Annotated in this window: 15 protein-coding genes; 11 read left to right on the top strand and 4 right to left on the bottom strand. The window is 71.7% G+C overall.

Annotated features, from left to right (window positions below):
- The first annotated feature begins 34 nt into the window (after positions 1-34).
- The 5 genes from ACWEVP_RS06475 (at position 35) to dnaB (ending at position 5138) form a co-directional block, all read left to right on the top strand.
- Complete coding sequence (locus tag ACWEVP_RS06475) at positions 35-388, top strand: hypothetical protein (protein WP_452061595.1); 354 nt, start codon at positions 35-37, stop codon at positions 386-388.
- The gene (locus tag ACWEVP_RS06470; protein ID WP_452061594.1) at positions 385-987 is read left to right on the top strand and encodes a DUF3558 domain-containing protein; all 603 of its coding nucleotides are present in this window, start codon (positions 385-387) and stop codon (positions 985-987) included. Before ACWEVP_RS06475 ends, ACWEVP_RS06470 begins: the two co-directional genes overlap by 4 nt.
- Position 988: 1 nt before the next feature.
- Positions 989-2341, top strand: coding sequence for a hypothetical protein (locus ACWEVP_RS06465; protein ID WP_452061593.1), 1353 nt, complete (start codon positions 989-991; stop codon positions 2339-2341).
- Positions 2342-2428: 87 nt separating this feature from the next.
- Complete coding sequence (locus ACWEVP_RS06460; protein WP_452061592.1) at positions 2429-3217, top strand: ESX secretion-associated protein EspG; 789 nt, start codon at positions 2429-2431, stop codon at positions 3215-3217.
- 502 nt (positions 3218-3719) lie between these two features.
- Positions 3720-5138, top strand: a complete 1419-nt coding sequence (gene dnaB / locus ACWEVP_RS06455) for a replicative DNA helicase (protein ID WP_452061941.1) — start codon at positions 3720-3722, stop codon at positions 5136-5138.
- Here the strand turns inward: dnaB and ACWEVP_RS06450 are convergent.
- Positions 5135-5587: a MarR family winged helix-turn-helix transcriptional regulator gene (locus ACWEVP_RS06450; protein WP_452061591.1), complete on the bottom strand. Its 453-nt coding sequence runs from the start codon at positions 5585-5587 to the stop codon at positions 5135-5137. The two genes, dnaB and ACWEVP_RS06450, sit on opposite strands and share 4 nt — an antisense overlap.
- Before the next feature lie 67 nt (positions 5588-5654).
- Between ACWEVP_RS06450 and ACWEVP_RS06445 the strand changes: the two genes are divergently transcribed.
- Positions 5655-6035 carry a MarR family winged helix-turn-helix transcriptional regulator gene (locus ACWEVP_RS06445; protein WP_452061590.1) on the top strand — a complete coding sequence of 127 codons (381 nt, stop codon included), beginning with the start codon at positions 5655-5657 and terminating at the stop codon, positions 6033-6035.
- A 68-nt stretch (positions 6036-6103) separates the two neighbouring features.
- Positions 6104-6874 carry a dioxygenase family protein gene (locus ACWEVP_RS06440; RefSeq protein WP_452061589.1) on the top strand — a complete coding sequence of 257 codons (771 nt, stop codon included), beginning with the start codon at positions 6104-6106 and terminating at the stop codon, positions 6872-6874.
- Between the two features lie 189 nt (positions 6875-7063).
- Here the strand turns inward: ACWEVP_RS06440 and ACWEVP_RS06435 are convergent, their stop codons facing one another.
- Together ACWEVP_RS06435 and ACWEVP_RS06430 are read right to left on the bottom strand one after the other, a co-directional pair.
- A complete protein-coding gene (locus ACWEVP_RS06435; RefSeq protein ID WP_452061588.1) occupies positions 7064-10264 on the bottom strand; it encodes a beta strand repeat-containing protein in 3201 nt (1066 codons plus the stop codon).
- Between the two features lie 186 nt (positions 10265-10450).
- The gene (locus ACWEVP_RS06430) at positions 10451-11422 is read right to left on the bottom strand and encodes a hypothetical protein (protein ID WP_452061587.1); all 972 of its coding nucleotides are present in this window, start codon (positions 11420-11422) and stop codon (positions 10451-10453) included.
- A gap of 233 nt (positions 11423-11655) precedes the next feature.
- On the opposite strand from ACWEVP_RS06430, the gene ACWEVP_RS06425 reads away from it, so the two are divergent.
- Genes ACWEVP_RS06425 through ACWEVP_RS06415 form a run of 3 tightly spaced genes read left to right on the top strand, consistent with a single transcriptional unit; the run spans position 11656 to position 14644 of the window.
- On the top strand, positions 11656-12855 hold the full coding sequence (locus tag ACWEVP_RS06425; RefSeq protein ID WP_452061586.1) for an AI-2E family transporter: 1200 nt from the start codon (positions 11656-11658) through the stop codon (positions 12853-12855).
- Positions 12852-13988 carry a MacS family sensor histidine kinase gene (gene macS, locus ACWEVP_RS06420; protein WP_452061585.1) on the top strand — a complete coding sequence of 379 codons (1137 nt, stop codon included), beginning with the start codon at positions 12852-12854 and terminating at the stop codon, positions 13986-13988. The genes ACWEVP_RS06425 and macS overlap by 4 nt, the downstream gene beginning before the upstream one ends.
- Positions 13985-14644, top strand: coding sequence for a response regulator transcription factor (locus ACWEVP_RS06415; RefSeq protein ID WP_364448436.1), 660 nt, complete (start codon positions 13985-13987; stop codon positions 14642-14644). Before macS ends, ACWEVP_RS06415 begins: the two co-directional genes overlap by 4 nt.
- Positions 14645-14647: 3 nt before the next feature.
- On the opposite strand, the gene ACWEVP_RS06410 is transcribed toward ACWEVP_RS06415, so the two are convergent.
- Positions 14648-15526, bottom strand: coding sequence for a hypothetical protein (locus ACWEVP_RS06410; protein ID WP_452061584.1), 879 nt, complete (start codon positions 15524-15526; stop codon positions 14648-14650).
- 216 nt (positions 15527-15742) lie between these two features.
- Here ACWEVP_RS06410 and ACWEVP_RS06405 point away from each other — a divergent pair, with 216 nt between their 5' ends.
- Positions 15743-16402 (top strand): DUF1707 SHOCT-like domain-containing protein, encoded by a 660-nt coding sequence (locus ACWEVP_RS06405; protein ID WP_452061583.1) that lies wholly within the window; start codon positions 15743-15745, stop codon positions 16400-16402.
- The last annotated feature ends 37 nt before the right edge of the window (positions 16403-16439 follow it).

Below are 16439 nucleotides of genomic sequence, written 5' to 3'. Positions count from 1 at the left end.
ACAATGGAGCGGGACGCGAAGGGAGCGCACTCGGATGGGTAACGAGGTCAACATGTCCGCGCCGTCCGGCGGAGGGGGATTCACGTTCGACGCCGACAAGATCGACGGCGTGATCAAGAAGTGGCAGGACCTCCAGGCCGACCTCAAGCGCGACTACGACGACGCCAACCTGATGGCGAACGTCAAGGCGCCCGGCAAGGAGTTCGCCAGCGGCGACTGGGAGAAGCTCGCGAACCCGTCCGGCAAGGCGTTCCTCGAGCAGAACTCCAAGATGCAGGAGTACGTCAAGAACTACATCGAGGCGCTGACGGCCGCGAAGAAGAAGATCACCACCAAGGAGTCGGACACGCAGGCCGACCTCTCGAAGACGGGGAACCAGGCCACGTGAACCGACGACTCCTCGCCGTTCCGGCTCTGGTCTTCGCCGTGCTCGCCGTCGCGGGGTGTTCCGGCAAGACCCGCGGAACCGCCAACCCGGCTTCGACCGAAGAGACCAGCGGCAGCGAGACCTCGTCGTCGGCCGCCGGCTCCGCGCCGCGGGTGCCGCAGCCGTTGAACACCGCGAGTATCACCTCCGACGCGTGCACCACGATCAACGCGGCCGGGCGTTCCACGCTGAGCCTCGGCGACGGCACCCCGCGCAGCACGGGCAACGGCCCGAGCTGCACGTTCCAGGAAGCCGCCGACCCGGGCAACCAGATCGACGTGACCACGGTGACGGCGAACAAGAACGGCCTGCAGGACGTCTACGACACGAAGGCGAACGACGCCTACTTCGAGGAGTCGCAGTCCTCCGGGTACCCGGCCGTCTACGCCGCCGCGCTGGACGACCGCAAGAACGGCAAGTGCGGCCTGTTCGTCGGGGTGACCGACGAACTGGCGGTCAACATCCTGGTGCAGTACGACAACGGCGCGGGCGCGTCGGACCCGTGCTCGGTCGCGGGGAAGTTCGGCGAAGCGATGATCCAGACCTTGATGGGGGGCTGAGATGCTGGAACTGGTCCTGCTCGGCGGGTTCGCCGCATACAACATGGCCACCACGCACTCGGACGACCACACGTCGGTGCAGGGTGACCGCAAGATCGACTGCTACGACATCTGGCACCAGATCACCACCGGCCCCGGCACCGGCTCGATCCAGAACGGGCAGGCGGCGGCGAGCCGGCTGAAGGGCGCCTACGCGGACCGGCTCACCACCATCGACACCCTGGCCAAGGAGATGGACGCGGCCTGGACCGGCGGCGGCGCGGAAGCGGCGCAGAACGCCGGCGCGCACCCGCTGCGCGTGTGGATGGAGGACTCGGGCACCAAGCTCACCGACTCCGACAAGTACCTCGGCGAGCAGAACACCGCCTTCACCACCGTGCACGCGCAGGTGCAGGAGGTCCCGAAGGACCCGCCGAAGAACAACCTGCTCAACGCGATCACGCCGTGGACGACCGACACCGACCGGGCGATCCGCGACTACAACACCAAGGGCCAGGCCAACGTCGACGCCTTCAACACCTACTACAAGGCGAGCAACGACAACGGCCAGAAGATGCCGACGTACTCCGCGCTGAAGGGGCAGCAGGAGAACGTCAACATCGACAACGGCAAGGACGGCAAGAAGAAGCCGGGCGACGGCAACGGAAACGGGGACGGCGAGCGCGGAGGTGCCCCCGGCACCGGCCCCGGTGGCGTGAACATGCCCGGCCCGGGCGGCGTGCCGTCGTTCAACGGCCAGCCGCCGAACATGCCCGGCGGCGGCTTCGACCCGTCCAAGGTGCCGGGCGGTGGTTACGACCCGTCCAAGGTGCCGGGCTTCGACCCGGGGAAGGTGCCGAGCGGGAGCTACGACCCGTCCAAGCTCCCCGGCGGCGCCAACTACACCCCGCCGAACTTCAACGACGGCACGCACTCGTCGGGCTTCTCGCCGTCGGACGTGCCGGGGATGCCGGGCTTCGGGCCCGGCGGCGGCACGCCGAACTTCTCCGGTGGTGGCGGCGGCTTCGGCCCCGGTGGGTCGGGCGGGATCGGCGACCCGACGGCCGGCTTCGGTCCGGGCGGCGGCGCGGGCTTCGGGCCCGGTGGCTCGACCGGCGCGGCCATGCCGGGCGGTGCGGGTGCCGCCGGCGCGGGCCGGGGCGGCATGGGGGCCGGCGGCGCGATGGGCGCGGGCGGCGCGGCGGCCGGGCGCGGCGGTGCCACCGGGATGGGTGGCATGGGCGGCATGGGCCACGGCGCGAAGGGCCAGGGCGGCGGCGACGAGGAACGCACGTCGAAGTACCTGCTCGGCGACGACCCGAACGACATCTTCGGGACCGACGAGCTGACGGCTCCGCCGGTCATCGGCGAGTAGCACACGCGGGACGGCCGGGCGCGTGCCAAGATGAGCGCGCCCGGTGGTTTCCGCTGCACCGGGTTCGGATTCCTACTGGGGGAAAGCGTGCTGGACAGGCAGGTCACCATCTCGACCGGCACCCTGATCAACCTGATCAGGCGCCGCGGCGGCGAGCCGCACACGGTGCTGTCCGAGACGCCGACCTGGTACAGCGACGAGGCCCAGCGCGCCGAGGACGAGCGGGCCAACGCCGAGCTCGCCAAGGCCGGGCTGTTCGGCTCGCGCGGCATGCACCCCGGGTTCGTCGCGACGGTCGAAGCGATCACCCGGCCGCAGCTGGAGTACTACGGCTGGGTCGACGGCGGGTTCCAGGGCAAGCCGGTCAGCTACCGGCTGCTGGCGGGCAGCGCCGGCGGTGAGGCGTTCGTGCTGGCCAAGCACGAGGAGCTGGACGTCGTCGTGCTGGAGTCGTCGCGGCCGGGCGAGCTGCTCGACGACTTCCTCGGGCAGATCCCGAAGCTCGCGCCCGGGCGCGGGACGCCGCTGGCGGTGCCGAAGAGCCAGCTCGAGGGGACCGCCCGCGGGGACGACGGCGGGTACGCCGTCCTCCGCAACGACCGTCCGGCCGAGGGCTCGCAAGAGGTCGAGGAGCTCCGCCGGATCCTGGCGCTACGCCGAATGGGAAGCGGCAGCCTGTACGTGGCGGCCCGCAGCCGCACCGGCGCCCGGCACCGGATCGAACGCCCGGTGAACTACATCGATACCTCGGAAGGCCGATGGCTGACCGAGGAGGTTCCGGGGCGCGGGGAGAACCGGATCGCCTTCACCCCGGCCGACCAGCGCGTTCTCGCTGACCGGTTACGCAGCGCACAGGGCAGGCTCACCGCGGCCTGACCCGCCGGCCGTTCAGCCCTCCGGGTTACTGCTCTACCCTCCGTGATATTCATCCACAGGGCGTGCGGTCCAATGGTCTCCGGCTGGCCCACGACACGCCGAACAACGGGTTTCCCGCGACACGCCGAACGAGTTTCCGGGAAGTTCTCCACACCTTGTTCACAGGGTTTGACCAGCGGGTTTGTCGAAGCCGATCAACCTTGTCCCCAACTTGTCCACAGCTCTCGCGTCACCTGTGACTGGTTACCCCCATTCATCCCCAGGTTGTCCACAGAAGGGTCCCCATCCTGAATTGCCATCCGCCTTCCGGGGGATCTAGCGTGCCCGCTCGGGCCTGTACTCACGGTGGCGCTCCGCGTGTCTGCGACAGCTGACGGACGTCGTCGCCGATCATCGGGGAGGGCCCCGGGAACGGGTGACGCGGATCGAGCCGCGTGCTTCGAGAGCGAAGATCCGGCATACTCGAACGGGTGTTCGACACGATGAGGAGGTGTCCGGGGCGGTGGCGCTGACCGACGACCGCAGTCCGATGTACGCGGAGTCCGACCCGGGTCCGAGCGACCCCGGCCCCGGGGGCCCGGGGGGCGGCGGGTTCGACCGCCAGCCGCCGCAGGACCTCGCGGCCGAGCAGTCCGTGCTCGGCGGCATGCTGCTGTCGAAGGACGCGGTCGCCGACGTCATCGAAGCACTCGGCCCCGACGACTTCTACCGGCCCGCGCACCAGGCGATCTACGACTGCATCCTCGACCTCTACGGCCGCGGCGAGCCCGCCGACCCGATCACGGTGTCGGCGGAGCTGGAGCGGCGCGGCGAACTGGGCCGCGTCGGCGGCGCGCCCTACCTGCACACGCTGATCGCGACGGTGCCGACCGCGGCGAACGCGGGCTACTACGCGGAGATCGTCTCGGAGAAGGCGGTGCTGCGCCGGCTGGTCGAGGCGGGCACCCGGATCGTGCAGTACGGCTACGGCGCGGCCGCGGCCGACGGCGCGAACATCGACGAGGTGGTCGACCGCGCGCAGGCCGCGATCTACGACGTCACCGAGCGCCGGACCAGCGAGGACTACGTCGCGCTGGAAGAGCTGCTGCAGCCGACGATGGACGAGATCGACGCCATCGCCTCCCGCGGTGGCCAGTCGCAGGGCATCCCGACCGGGTTCACCGACTTCGACGAGCTGACCAACGGCCTGCACCCGGGCCAGATGATCATCGTCGCCGCCCGGCCCGGTGTCGGCAAGTCGACACTGGGCCTGGACTTCGCCCGCTCGGCGTCGATCCGCCACGGCATGACCAGCGTCATCTTCTCCCTGGAGATGAGCCGGACCGAGATCGTCATGCGCATGCTCTCGGCCGAGGCCAAGATCCGCCTCGCCGACATGCGCGGCGGCAAGATGTCCGACGACGACTGGACGCGGCTGGCCCGCCGGATGAGCGAGGTGTCCGAGGCGCCGCTGTTCGTCGACGACTCGCCGAACATGACGATGATGGAGATCCGCGCGAAGGCCCGGCGGCTGAAGCAGCGCAACGACCTCAAGCTCGTCGTCCTCGACTACCTCCAGCTGATGACGTCCGGCAAGCGCGTCGAGTCGCGGCAGCAGGAAGTCTCGGAATTCTCGCGGCAGATGAAGCTGCTGGCGAAGGAGATCGAGGTCCCGGTGATCGCGATCAGCCAGCTGAACCGTGGTCCGGAGCAGCGGACGGACAAGCGCCCGATGCTGTCGGACCTGCGTGAGTCCGGCTCACTGGAGCAGGACGCCGACCTCGTCATCCTGGTCAACCGCCCGGACGCCTGGGAGCGCGACGACCCGCGCGCGGGCGAGGCGGACCTGATCATCGCGAAGCACCGCGCCGGCCCGACCGCGACGATCACCGTCGCCCACCAGCTGCACTACAGCCGGTTCGTCGACCTTTCGCACGACTAGCCGAGCGCGCTGTACCCGCGGACGAACGCCGTGAGGAGCCTGCCGAAGTTCTCGCGGTCCTCCTCCGGCCAGTCCGCCATCACCTCGGCGAACACCGAGCGCCGGAACGCGTGCAGTTCGTCGAGGTGCGCCTGGCCGGCCTCGGTCGGCACGAGCACCGCACGCCGTCCGTCGCGCTGATCGGCTTCGCGGCGGAGCAGGCCCTGCTCGACCGCGCGCGCCACCAGCCGGCTCGCGCGCGGCTGGTCCACGCCCAGCGCCGCGCTCAACGCGGTCACCGTGCCGGCTTCGCCGCGTTCGGTGAGTTCTTCGACGACGTCGAGCAGTTCGTGCACGGGGTCGTGCGCGCCCTGGCCGCGGGCCTTGCCGATCCGGCTCAGCGCTCGCCGCTGCTGGCTGCGGCGGATCGCGATCATGGCGCGCTCGACGTCGGCCACCGCGTCCGTCATGGTTGCCCCACCTCCGAACTACATGTACTTTTACATATAGTTGTTCATTGACATATCCGGAGTACCCATGAAACCCCTCGGGTGGCACCTGCGCCACGTCCACGAGCTCCTCGAATCCTCCATGGCCCGAGCCCTCGACGCGGAGTCGCTGAGCCGCCGGCACTGGCAGGTACTCAACACGATCGCCCTCGGCGCTCGCACGCCGGAGGAGGTCGACGCGGCGATGGCTCCGTTCGGCGCGACCACTCGGCAGGTGGCCGATCTGCGCGCCCGCGGCTGGGTCGCCGGCACCGGCGAGCTCACCGACGCCGGCCGCCGAGCCCACACCCGGGTCGAGGCGCGGGTCCGGGCGTTTCGCGCCACGGCGACCGACGGCATCAGCGACGACGACTACCGCACGACGATCCGCACCTTGGAGCGCTGCGCGGCGAACCTCGAGCGCGGCTGACGGAATATCCCGGACGGCGGCGGCGTCAGGTATCCTAGTAGTTGAACTTTCAAGCACTGGAGCCGTCGATGACCCGCACCCCGGTCCTCTACCTCAGCCACGGAGCGCCGCCGCTCGCCGACGACACCACGTGGACCCGCCAGCTCGCCGCCTGGTCGGCCGACCTGCCCAAGCCCCGCGCGATCCTGGTCGTGTCGGCGCACTGGGAGGAGGCGCCGCTGACCATCGCGGCCACGACGACCGTGCCGCTCGTGTACGACTTCTGGGGCTTCCCCGAGCGCTACTACCAGGTGAAGTACGCGGCTCCGGGCGCGCCGGAACTGGCGGAGAAGGTGCGGAAGCTGCTCCGCTCCACCGACACTCCGGTGCACGACGCGCCGGAGCGCGGCCTCGACCACGGCGCCTACGTGCCGCTGGTGGAGATGTACCCGGACGCCGACGTGCCGGTGCTGCAGGTTTCGATGCCGTCGCTCGACCCGCAGGAGCTGTTCGACCTCGGCCGCAAGCTCGCGCCGCTGCGCGACGAAGGCGTGCTGATCATCGGCAGCGGCTTCTTCACCCACAACCTGAGCGGGATGGCCCGCGCGACCGACGGGACACCGCCGGCGTGGTCGGCCGAGTTCGACCACTGGGGCGACGAGGTCGTGCGCAGCGGAGACGTCGACGCGCTGCTCGACTTCCGGCACAAGGCGCCCGCCGCGACCCTCGCGCACCCGCGGATCGAGCACTTCGCGCCGCTGTTCGTCTCGCTCGGCGCGACCGCGGAGGAGAAGTCCGGCCGCACGGTGATCGACGGCTTCTGGCACGGGCTGGCGAAGCGGTCCCTGCAGTTCTCCTGACCTGTCCCCGAACACGAACGAGCCCCAGGAACCTGATCGGTTCCTGGGGCTCGCCGTCTCCAGGGAAGGAGCGTTTTCCATCGATCGCCAGGCGCTCCGTGCGAGGAGAACCTCGCGGCGCGGTGGAGCGCCTGCCGGGGGTTGGGGGCCGGGTGAGGCTCTGGCTGAACCTCACCCGGCGTCACCGAACTACTTGCGCTTCACCAGGCCCAGCAGCTTCGCGAGGAAGCCGGTGGAGTCCAGGCCCGACATCGCCGGGACCTGCGCGGCCGGGGCGGCGCTGTCCAGCACCGGCAGCTTGGCGTTCACCGGCAGGGCCGGGGCGGCCGGCAGCGCCGGGGCGGCGGGCAGGGCCGGGGTCACCGGGAGGGCGACCGGCAGCGTCGGGACGCCACCCACGGCGGGCAGGGCCGGCAGCGCGACGGGCAGGCCGCCGGTCGGCAGGTCCGCACGCTCGGAGCCGGGCAGCGCGCCCAGGGCCGGCACGGCCGGCAGGGCCGGGGCCGCGATCGGCAGGCCCGCGGTCGGCAGGTCCGCACGCTCGGTGTGACCCGGCAGGGCACCACCCAGCGCCGACAGCCCGGTCACGGCGGGCAGCGCCGCGGTGTTGGGCAGGGTCGGCTTCGGCATCGCGGCGACGCCACCCAGGTGCGACAGCTGGGTCAGCCCGGCCAGCGGGTTCCCACCGGTCGGCAGGTCGGCGCGCTCGGCACCGAGCGGCGCGGCGGTCGGCAGCGCGGGCAGGCCCTGGGTGGGCAGCCCCGCCGTCGGCAGGCCGCTGGCGAGCCCGGTCAGCGAGGGCAGCTCGCCCGCGCCCAGCTCCGAACCCTCGACCGGGTTCGCGATCGTCTCGGCCACCTCGGTGGCTTCGCCGTCGATGCTCGTCATGTCGGTCGCGTCCGCGGTGGCCACCCCGAGCAGCTCGAGGGGCACGCCGAAGATCTGCACCGGCGCCACGATGTCGTGGTAGAAGTTGTACCCCGACAGGGCCGACCCGTCGCCCTCGGTGACCGGCTCGCCGCCGTTCTCCGTGGTCAGCGAGTTGTCGCCGACAGCGTGCGCCACGCCGCCCACGGTCACCGCGTCGCCGAACAGCTGCGCGATCGCCGTGGCCGGGATGTCGAGGATGTTGCCGGAGATGGCGCCCTCGACACCCGAGGTGGTGTCGTCGCCCGCGTTCTCCACGGACGTCGTGTTGATCCCGGTGCCGCTGGCGACACCCGCCGCGCTCACCGCGTCGCCGAAGACCTGCGCGACCGGCAGCGCGTCCGCGCCGACGATGTTGCCGGCCACGGCGCCACCGTCACCGTTGGTGGTGGCGTCGCCGCCCGCCTCCGACATGGTGTCGCTGGTGCCCAGGCCGTGGCCCAGGGCCGCACCCGCGACGCCGTCGCTGAAGACCTGCGCGACACCCGCGACCGGGGCCTTCACGATGTTGCCGGTCAGCGCACCGTCCTGGCCGTCGGTGAGGGCGTCGCCGCCCGCCGAGGAGTCGGTGATGTTGTCGTTCTCACCGGTGCCGATGCCCGCGAGGGCGGCACCGCTGCCGGCGGCCAGCACCGGGAGCGAGACCGGGGCCTCGATGATGTTGCCGGCGCCGGCGCCCGCGGGGCCGTTCGCCGTGACGTCGCCGCCCGCGTTGGACGTCGTGTCGGTCGAGCCCTTGCCGTGGCCCTGGCCGACGAACGCGCCACCGATGTTGGCGACCTGCACCGGCAGCGACGCCGGCACGGTGCCCAGGTTCGAGCTCAGGAAGCCGTTGTCGTCGTGGGTGCTGCCACCGCCGCCGCCGGAGACGACCTTGGTCTCGTCGGCCGAGCCGGAGCCCTGGCCGATGAACGAGCCGCCCACGCCGAACACCTCGGCGGGCAGGCCGACCGGCACCTGGACGACGTTGCCCGAGCCGGACGAGTTGTCGCCCTGGGTGCCGTCGTACGCCCCGGCGGTGACCGTCTTGTCCTCGGTCGCCGTGCCGGTCGCGTTGCCGATGTGGCTGCCGCCGATGCCGAAGACCTCGGGCGCGCCCGCGGTCTGGGTGTTGACGATGTTGCCGCCGAGGACGGAGCCGTTGCCCTTGGTGTAGCTGCCGTTGCCCGCGTTGGCATCGGTGGTGTTGTCGTGCGCCGCGTTCGCCTGGCCGATGTAGGTGCCACCGATGCCGAAGGCCTCGACCGGCAGCGCGACCGACGGGTTCAGGACGTTGCCCGAGCCGCTGGCGTCGTCGCCGGCGGTCTTGACGAAGCCACCCGAGTCGACCGTGCTGGAGGAGCTGCCGGTCTCGGGGATGCCCGCCGTGGCGTTGCCGATCCACGAGCCCGCGACACCCGCGACGTTCGCGATCGGGGAGAGCGAGGCCGCCCCGCCGTTGCCGGACAGGAACGAGTCGTTGCCGGACGTCTCGACGTAGGTCGGGATGCCCAGGCTGCCTTCGCGGGTGTCCCCGGCGGTGGCGTCGGCCGAGGTGTTGCAGCCGTCGGAGTTCGACAGCGAGCCCCACACGGCGCCCGAGTTGCAGTTGAACTTGACCGGCAGGGCGATCGGCGCGCCGACCACGTTGCCCGATCCCGCGCTGTTGTCGCCGGAGCTGAACAGCGAGCCGCCGGAGGTCGCGACGGTGTCGGCCGTGTAGCCGTGGCTCTGCCCGTTGCCGAGCAGGTACGAAGCGGCGTTGCCGGTCACCTGCACCGGGGTGGCGAACTGGCCCGCCACCACGTTGCCGGAGAGGGCCGAGCCGTCACCGTTGGTGTCGACGTCGCCGGTCTCGGTGGCGCTCTGGCTGGCCGACCCACCGGTCACGCGCCCGGTGCCGCCGGCGACACCGCCGCCGTTCCCGGCGATCTGGACGGGGAGCGCCCAGTCGAGGGCGACCGCGTTGCCCGCGAGGCTCGAGTCCTCACCGGTGGTCGCGATGTCCTGGTTGTGGTCCCAGGTCTGGGTGTGGTTGCCACCCTGGACGGTCGCGTCGCCGAGCACACCGACCGCGTTGTCCACGATCTGGATCGGGACGACGACGTCGCCGGTGACCTTGTTGCCCTTGAGGTTGTTGTGGCTCGGGGTGAACGCGCCCGCACCGTCGGCCTTGGTGACACCGCCGAGGGTGCTCTGGCTGATCGGGCTCGCTTCGTCGAGCTGCTGGGCCGCCTGGTTGGCCGCCTGGGTGACCGGCTTCGCGCTCAGCTCCGTCTGCCCGGCGGGCAGGTCCAGCTGGCCGAAGGGGGTGCCGACCGCGTTGTTGGCTTCCTGGATCGGAACCGTGACGTTCAGGTCGAGCGGCGAGGCCGGGGTGTCGGGGTTGACGTTCTCGTCAGCCGAGGCGATGCCGGTACCCAGCATCAGCAACCCACCCGTGACAAGTGCGGTCTGGAGTCCGCGCTTTGCCCACGTCTGCATGGGGTTTTTCTCCTTTATTTCGGGTTCCCTTGCGGGCTTATGGGGGTGCGTCGATACGCACCGAGGGGGAAGGAACTTCTTGCGGGCGCGACAAAGCGCACCGCCGTGTCACGGGTATTTCGCGGACGCAGGAGCCGTCAGATGAAGACGGACTTGGGCGCGTCAGCGACCCGTGAAGGGAGGTGTTCAGTCAGGAGTGACACCGGGCTGCTCGCCCGGGGTGCGCATCGCGGTGCGCAGGCCGGCGCGGCTCATGGCCGCGACGGCGGAGTCGACGGCTTCGGTCGTCCAGAACGGGACACCGAAGTTGAGGCCGTCGAGGTGACCACCGGGGGCAGTGCTGCCACCCGGGGCGGTGGGGACGGACGGCGCGACCGGAAGCTGCGCCGGGGTCAGCGGGGACGGCAGGTCACGGTGCCCGTCGCGGGACGAGCCCGCGGCACCGGGGCCGTCGTTCTGGTGGGACGCCTTTGCCAGCGCGAGCGCGGCTCGCACGGACTCGGGGAGTTCGACGGTCGTGACGGCGACCGAGTCGGTCGTCTGGCCGATGCCGGTGGTCACCGGCTCCTGCTCGACCGGGGCGAGACCCGGGAGCTGGGGGAGCAGGTCGCCACGGTCGGCCGGGTCGAGCAGCTGCCACACCTGGTGGCCGAAGTCCTGCGCCGGCGCCGGGGTGACGGTCTCTTCGAGAACCTGACGGGTGTCCGCCGGCTGGCGGACGATGTGCTCGACCGCGCCGAGGGTGCGCTCCGCCGGGCTCAGCACCGCGTCGTCGGCGAGGTCCGCCACCGAGTCGCTGACGCGCTCGGAGACCTCGTGCTCGAGGGTGCGGGCGTCGGTGTGGCACGAGCGCTGCGGCTCGCTCCACGTCGTCGCGTCCTGGTGGCAGTTCGCCGCTTCGGCGAGACCGCCGGCGGCCTCGCCCGCCAGGTTCGCGGTGCCGTGGTTGACGTCGCCGAGGCTGCCGGCCGTGGCGTCGGTGACCGGGGTGACGGAGACGGTGCCGTCGGAAACGGTGTCCGCGGAAGCGGCCGCACCGGAGACGAGCCACGCGGCGGCGGTGCCGGCCACGGCGCCGCCCAGCACCAGCAGCGCACGCGACACGAGACGGCCGGCGCGCTTGGCGCCCTGCCCCTCGTTCGTCGCGTGGTCCGCCACTGGTGCGTCTCCTTCGAAATCCGGGTGCTCTCCGGCGATTGCCGGTGCGGAAGCGACCTAACCAAATTCGCGACGCGGCTCGCATCCTCGACGCGGCTTGATGCCCCCATCGTGTGAAGAACACAGCGTGCGATCGGCTTTTACGGCGAGTGATCACGGCTGGCCGTCCAGCGTGTCGGACTCGGCCCGCGGAAAGCGGCCGAATCGGGCGGAGTTGCCAGTACGGTGATCCGGTGAGCCACGCGCGACGCGAAGACCCGTTCCTGCCGGAGCACGAGGACATCACCGGGCTGATCCCCCGGGGCCTGCGCATCAGCGCGGCGCTGGCGTGGCGGTTCATCGTCGTGATCGCCGCGCTGTACGCCGTGGTCTGGGTGATCGGCTACCTGTCCGTCGTGATCATCCCGCTGTCCATCGCCCTGCTGCTGTCCGCGCTGCTCGCGCCCGCGGTGCAGAAGCTGGTGGCGGTGAAGTTCCCGCGCGGGCTGGCGACGGCGATCGTGCTGATCGCGGGGCTGGCGGTGCTCGGCGGGCTGCTGACGTTCGTCATCACCCAGTTCTCCTCCGGCCTGCCGCAGCTGCAGAAACAGCTGAACGACAGCCTCAACCAGATCAAGGAGTGGCTGCTCAACGGGCCGCCGCACCTGCGCCAGGAGCAGATCCAGGACTTCATCAACCAGGCGATCGGGTTCATCCAGAACAACCAGGCGTCGATCACGACGACCGCGCTGACGACGGCGAGCACCGTCGGCGAGATCCTCACCGGCTTCCTGCTGACGCTGTTCATCACGATCTTCTTCCTCAGCGGCGGCGACGGCATCTGGACGTTCCTGTGCCGCGCGGTGCCGCGCCGGGTCCGCAACCGCGTCGACGTCGCCGGGCGCCGCGGGTTCGCGTCGCTGGTCAGCTACGTGCGGGCGACGGCCGCGGTCGCGGTGGTCGACGCGGTCGGCATCGGCATCGGCTTGTGGATCGTGGGCGTGCCGCTGGTGATCCCGCTGGCGACGCTGGTGTTCATCGGCGCGTTCATCCCGATCATCGGCGCGGTCATCACCGGCGGCGTCGCGGTGCTGATCGCGCTGGTGACGAACGGGTTCATCGGCGCGGTGATCGTGCTGGCCATCGTGATCGGCGTGATGCAGCTGGAGAGCCACATCCTGCAGCCGCTGCTGCTCGGACGGGCGGTGAAGCTGCACCCGCTGGCCGTAGTGCTCGCCATCACCGCCGGCCTGGTCGCGGGCGGGATCGCCGGCGCGCTGCTGGCCGTGCCGCTGCTGGCGGTGCTCAACGCCGGCGTCCGGTCGCTGCTGCACGAGACCAATCCGGACCCGGCCGAGGTGGACGTCCTGAAGGACCAGGCCGCGCAGCCGAACGACGCCGAGCCGGGCTCGCCCAAGGCGGAGGTCCCCACGCGCGGCGACGAAGACGCATGACCCCCGCGCGGACGCCCGACCCGATCACGCCGATGTGGCGCGGTGTGCTCGCGTTCCGCGTGCTCACCTGGGCGTTCGCCTTCGGCACCGTGATCGTCCAGAGCGGGCACTACCAGCGCGAGTGGCTGGCCTGGACGGTGCTCGGCGTGATGGCCGCCTGGTCGGTGGTGAGCAGCTTCCTCTACCTGCGGGAGCGGACGCGGCCACCCGCGCTGGTCGTCTTCGACCTGGTGCTGACGACCGCGCTGCTGCTGACTTCGCCGTGGGTGCTCAGTGACGCGCAGTTCGCGCTGAACGTCCCGCTCATCACGACGGTGTGGGCGGCCGTGCCGCCGGTCGCCGCGGGCGCGCGCTTCGGCGCGGGCGGCGGGGTGCTGGCCGGGCTGGTCGTCGGCGTGGCGACCGGGCTGGCGCGGGAGAAGTTCGACCTCGACGTCGCCCGCGACGGTGTCCTGCTCGCCGGGGCCGGGCTGCTGGTCGGCATGGCCGCGACGATGGGCCGCCGGTCCGCGGCGCGGCTGGAGCAGGCGCTGCGGAAGGAAGCGGCGACGGCCGAGCGGGAGCGGCTCGCGAGGTCGATCCACGACAGCGTGCTGCAGGTGCTGGCCCGCGTCCGCAAGCGCGGCAACGAGGTCGGCGGCGAAGCGGCCGAGCTGGCGAAGCTCGCCGGCGAGCAGGAGATCGCGCTGCGGTCGCTGGTGACGACCGAACCGCTGACGCCGAACGACCGCGGCACGGCGAGCCTGCGCGCCGCGCTGCAGCTGCTCGCGACGTCGTCGGTGCAGGTCTCGACCCCGGCGGACGACGTCGAGCTGCCGGCCCACGTCACCGGCGAACTGGTGGCCATCACCCGCGAAGCGCTCTCGAACGTCGAGAAGCACGCGGGTCCCGAAGCGCGGGCGTGGGTGCTGCTGGAGGACCTCGGCGGCGAAGTCGTGATCAGCGTCCGCGACGACGGACCGGGCATTCCGGACGGCGTCCTCGAGCGAGCGGCCGCGGACGGGCACCTCGGCGTGGTGGAATCCATCCGGGGGAGGGTCCGCGACCTCGGCGGGAGCGCGACCCTCGACACCGGGCCCGGCCGGGGCACGGAGTGGGAGGTCAGGGTGCCGAGCACGAGGGGTGCGAGATGAGCGACGAGCCGCGGATCTCCGTGATGGTGGTCGACGACCACCCGATCTGGCGCGACGGGGTGGCCCGCGACCTGACCGAGCACGGCTTCGACGTGAAGGCCACCGCGCCGGACGCCGACGCGGCGCTGCGCATCGCGCGGACCGTCCGGCCGGACGTCGTGCTGATGGACCTGAACCTCGGCAGCACGTCCGGCGTCGACGCGACCCGCGAGATCACCTCGGCACTGCCGTCGACGAAGGTGCTGGTGCTGTCCGCGAGCGGCGAGCACAAGGACGTCCTCGAGGCGGTGAAGGCCGGCGCGTCCGGCTACCTGGTCAAGTCGGCGTCCGCGGCCGAACTGGTGGACGCCGTGCACCGGACCGCGGCCGGCGACCCGGTGTTCACCGCGGGTCTGGCCGGGCTGGTGCTCGGCGAGTACCGGCGGATGGCCGACGCGCCGGCCGAGGGCGCCGAGCCGCCGCGGCTCACCGAGCGCGAGACCGACGTCCTGCGCCTGGTCGCGAAGGGGCTGACCGCGCGGCAGATCGCCGAGCGGCTGGTGCTGTCGCACCGGACGGTGGAGAACCACGTGCAGTCGACGCTGCGGAAGCTGCAGCTGCACAACCGCGTCGAGCTGGCCCGCTACGCGATCGAGCACGGCCTCGACGAGGAGTGAGCGTCACGGCTGGACCGCCAGGCCCGACCAGCTGCCTTTCGGCAGCTTGGCCTGCCCCAGCCGCCACTGCGGTTCGCCGGGGTGCCAGGCGGCGAGCACGTCGTCGGCGAGCACGAGGTCACCGGCTTCCGACCAGTCGAAGCCGCGTGGGAGGTGCTCGGTGACGAACGGCATGCCGGGAGCGTGGTCCCAGGTCGGCCCGTCCGGGCGGAGCAGCCAGAGGTCCCGCGTCTGCGTGCTGGTGCCGCGGTAGGCGGAGTTGGCGAAGTCGACGGCCCAGATGGCTCCTTCACGCGAGGGCACGACGGTGGGTGCCGCGCCGATCGAGGGCCGGCTGAGCTTCTTGCTGCTGTTGTCCCGCAGGTCGACCAGGGTCAGGTCGGTCAGGCCGTCGAGCAGCAGCCAGTCGCCGGCGGCGCCGAGGATGCGCGGCGCCTGCCGGACCGTGCGGCCGGTCGCCGGTTCGATCAGGGCGTCGGTCGATTCGGCGGCGTCGGCGTTGATGGTGATCAGCAGGCCGTGCCGGGTCTCGGCCCGCACCGCCGTGCGGCAGCTGGCGGGCCGGCCGCGGCCGAGCTCGCCGTTCGCGAACGAGACGTGCTGGAGGCGGCAGTCGTCCGGCGCGTCCTGCCGGACCAGCCAGACGCCCTCGCCGTCGGCGTCCGGACCCGCCGACCGGGCGCGGCCGAGGGACCGCGGCGGGCTCGCCGGCCCGGTGTACTCGAGGATTTCGGAGGGCTCGTCGTCTTTCGGGTATTGCGGGCGGGCCGTCAGGACGAGGTGCTTCCCGACCCGCACGACGTCGAACCGGACGTCGCCGCCGGGGTAGCCGGGCAGGGTGGCCGCCGGGCCGCGGTCGGCGTCGAACAGGGTGGGGGCCACGGTCGGCAGCAGCGCGGTGACGCCGATGCCGCCGGTCGCCTGGACGCCGGAGAGTTCCGCCAGCGGACCCGGCGGCGGAGGCGGCGGCTCCGGGAGTTTGTTCGTGCACCCGGACAGCAGAACGGCGGCCGCGACGGCGGCCGCGGCGCGGAATACGGGTCCGTTCAGGGTTTTCCCCCGATCTCCCTGGTGAAATCCGGTTCTACCATCGTGGGCATGGGCGAGGAAGAGACCGCGGCGGCGGAACCGGTGACCGAAACCAAGCCGTTGAGCGAGCGCGATCTTCGGGTGTCCGACGACGAGCGCGAGCACGTCGTCGGGGTGCTGCAGAAGGCGATCGGCCGCGGGATGATCGACCTCGACGAGTTCACCGAGCGCACCGACCGCGCGCTGGCGTCGCGGACCCGCGGCGAGCTCAACGCCGTGCTGGCCGACCTAGCCGGGCTCTATCACCCGGCGGCGGCGATGGCCGCCGCGCCGTCGTACGCGGCGCCGCCGGCGCCGGGCTTCTCGCCCGGACGCCGGTTCGAGCTCAACGCGAAGTACTCCTCGCTGGTCCGCAGCGGGCCGTGGGTGGTGCCGCCGGAGATGGTCGTGCGGAACAAGTACGGCTCGACGAAGCTCGATTTCACCGAGGCCCAGGTCCAGTCGCCGGTGGTGCACATCGAGCTGGACGCCAAGTGGGGTTCGGTCGAGGTGATCATCCCGGAGCACGCGGCGGTCGACGTCAACTCGATCACCGACGTCAAGTTCGGTTCGCTGGAGGACAAGACGCGCAGCAACGGGCACATGGGGAACCCCCGGTTCGTGCTGAGCGGCCGGGTCCACGGCGGCTCACTGGTCATCCGGCACCCGCGGCGCGGGTTGTTCGGCTAGCCGGGGCCCCTCTGCCCCCGGCGTAAAGAAGGCCTCC

This window comes from Amycolatopsis sp. NPDC003865 (genome assembly GCF_053605345.1).
Note: the sequence above shows the minus strand (reverse complement) of the source record. Positions and strands in the feature narration are given on the sequence as shown.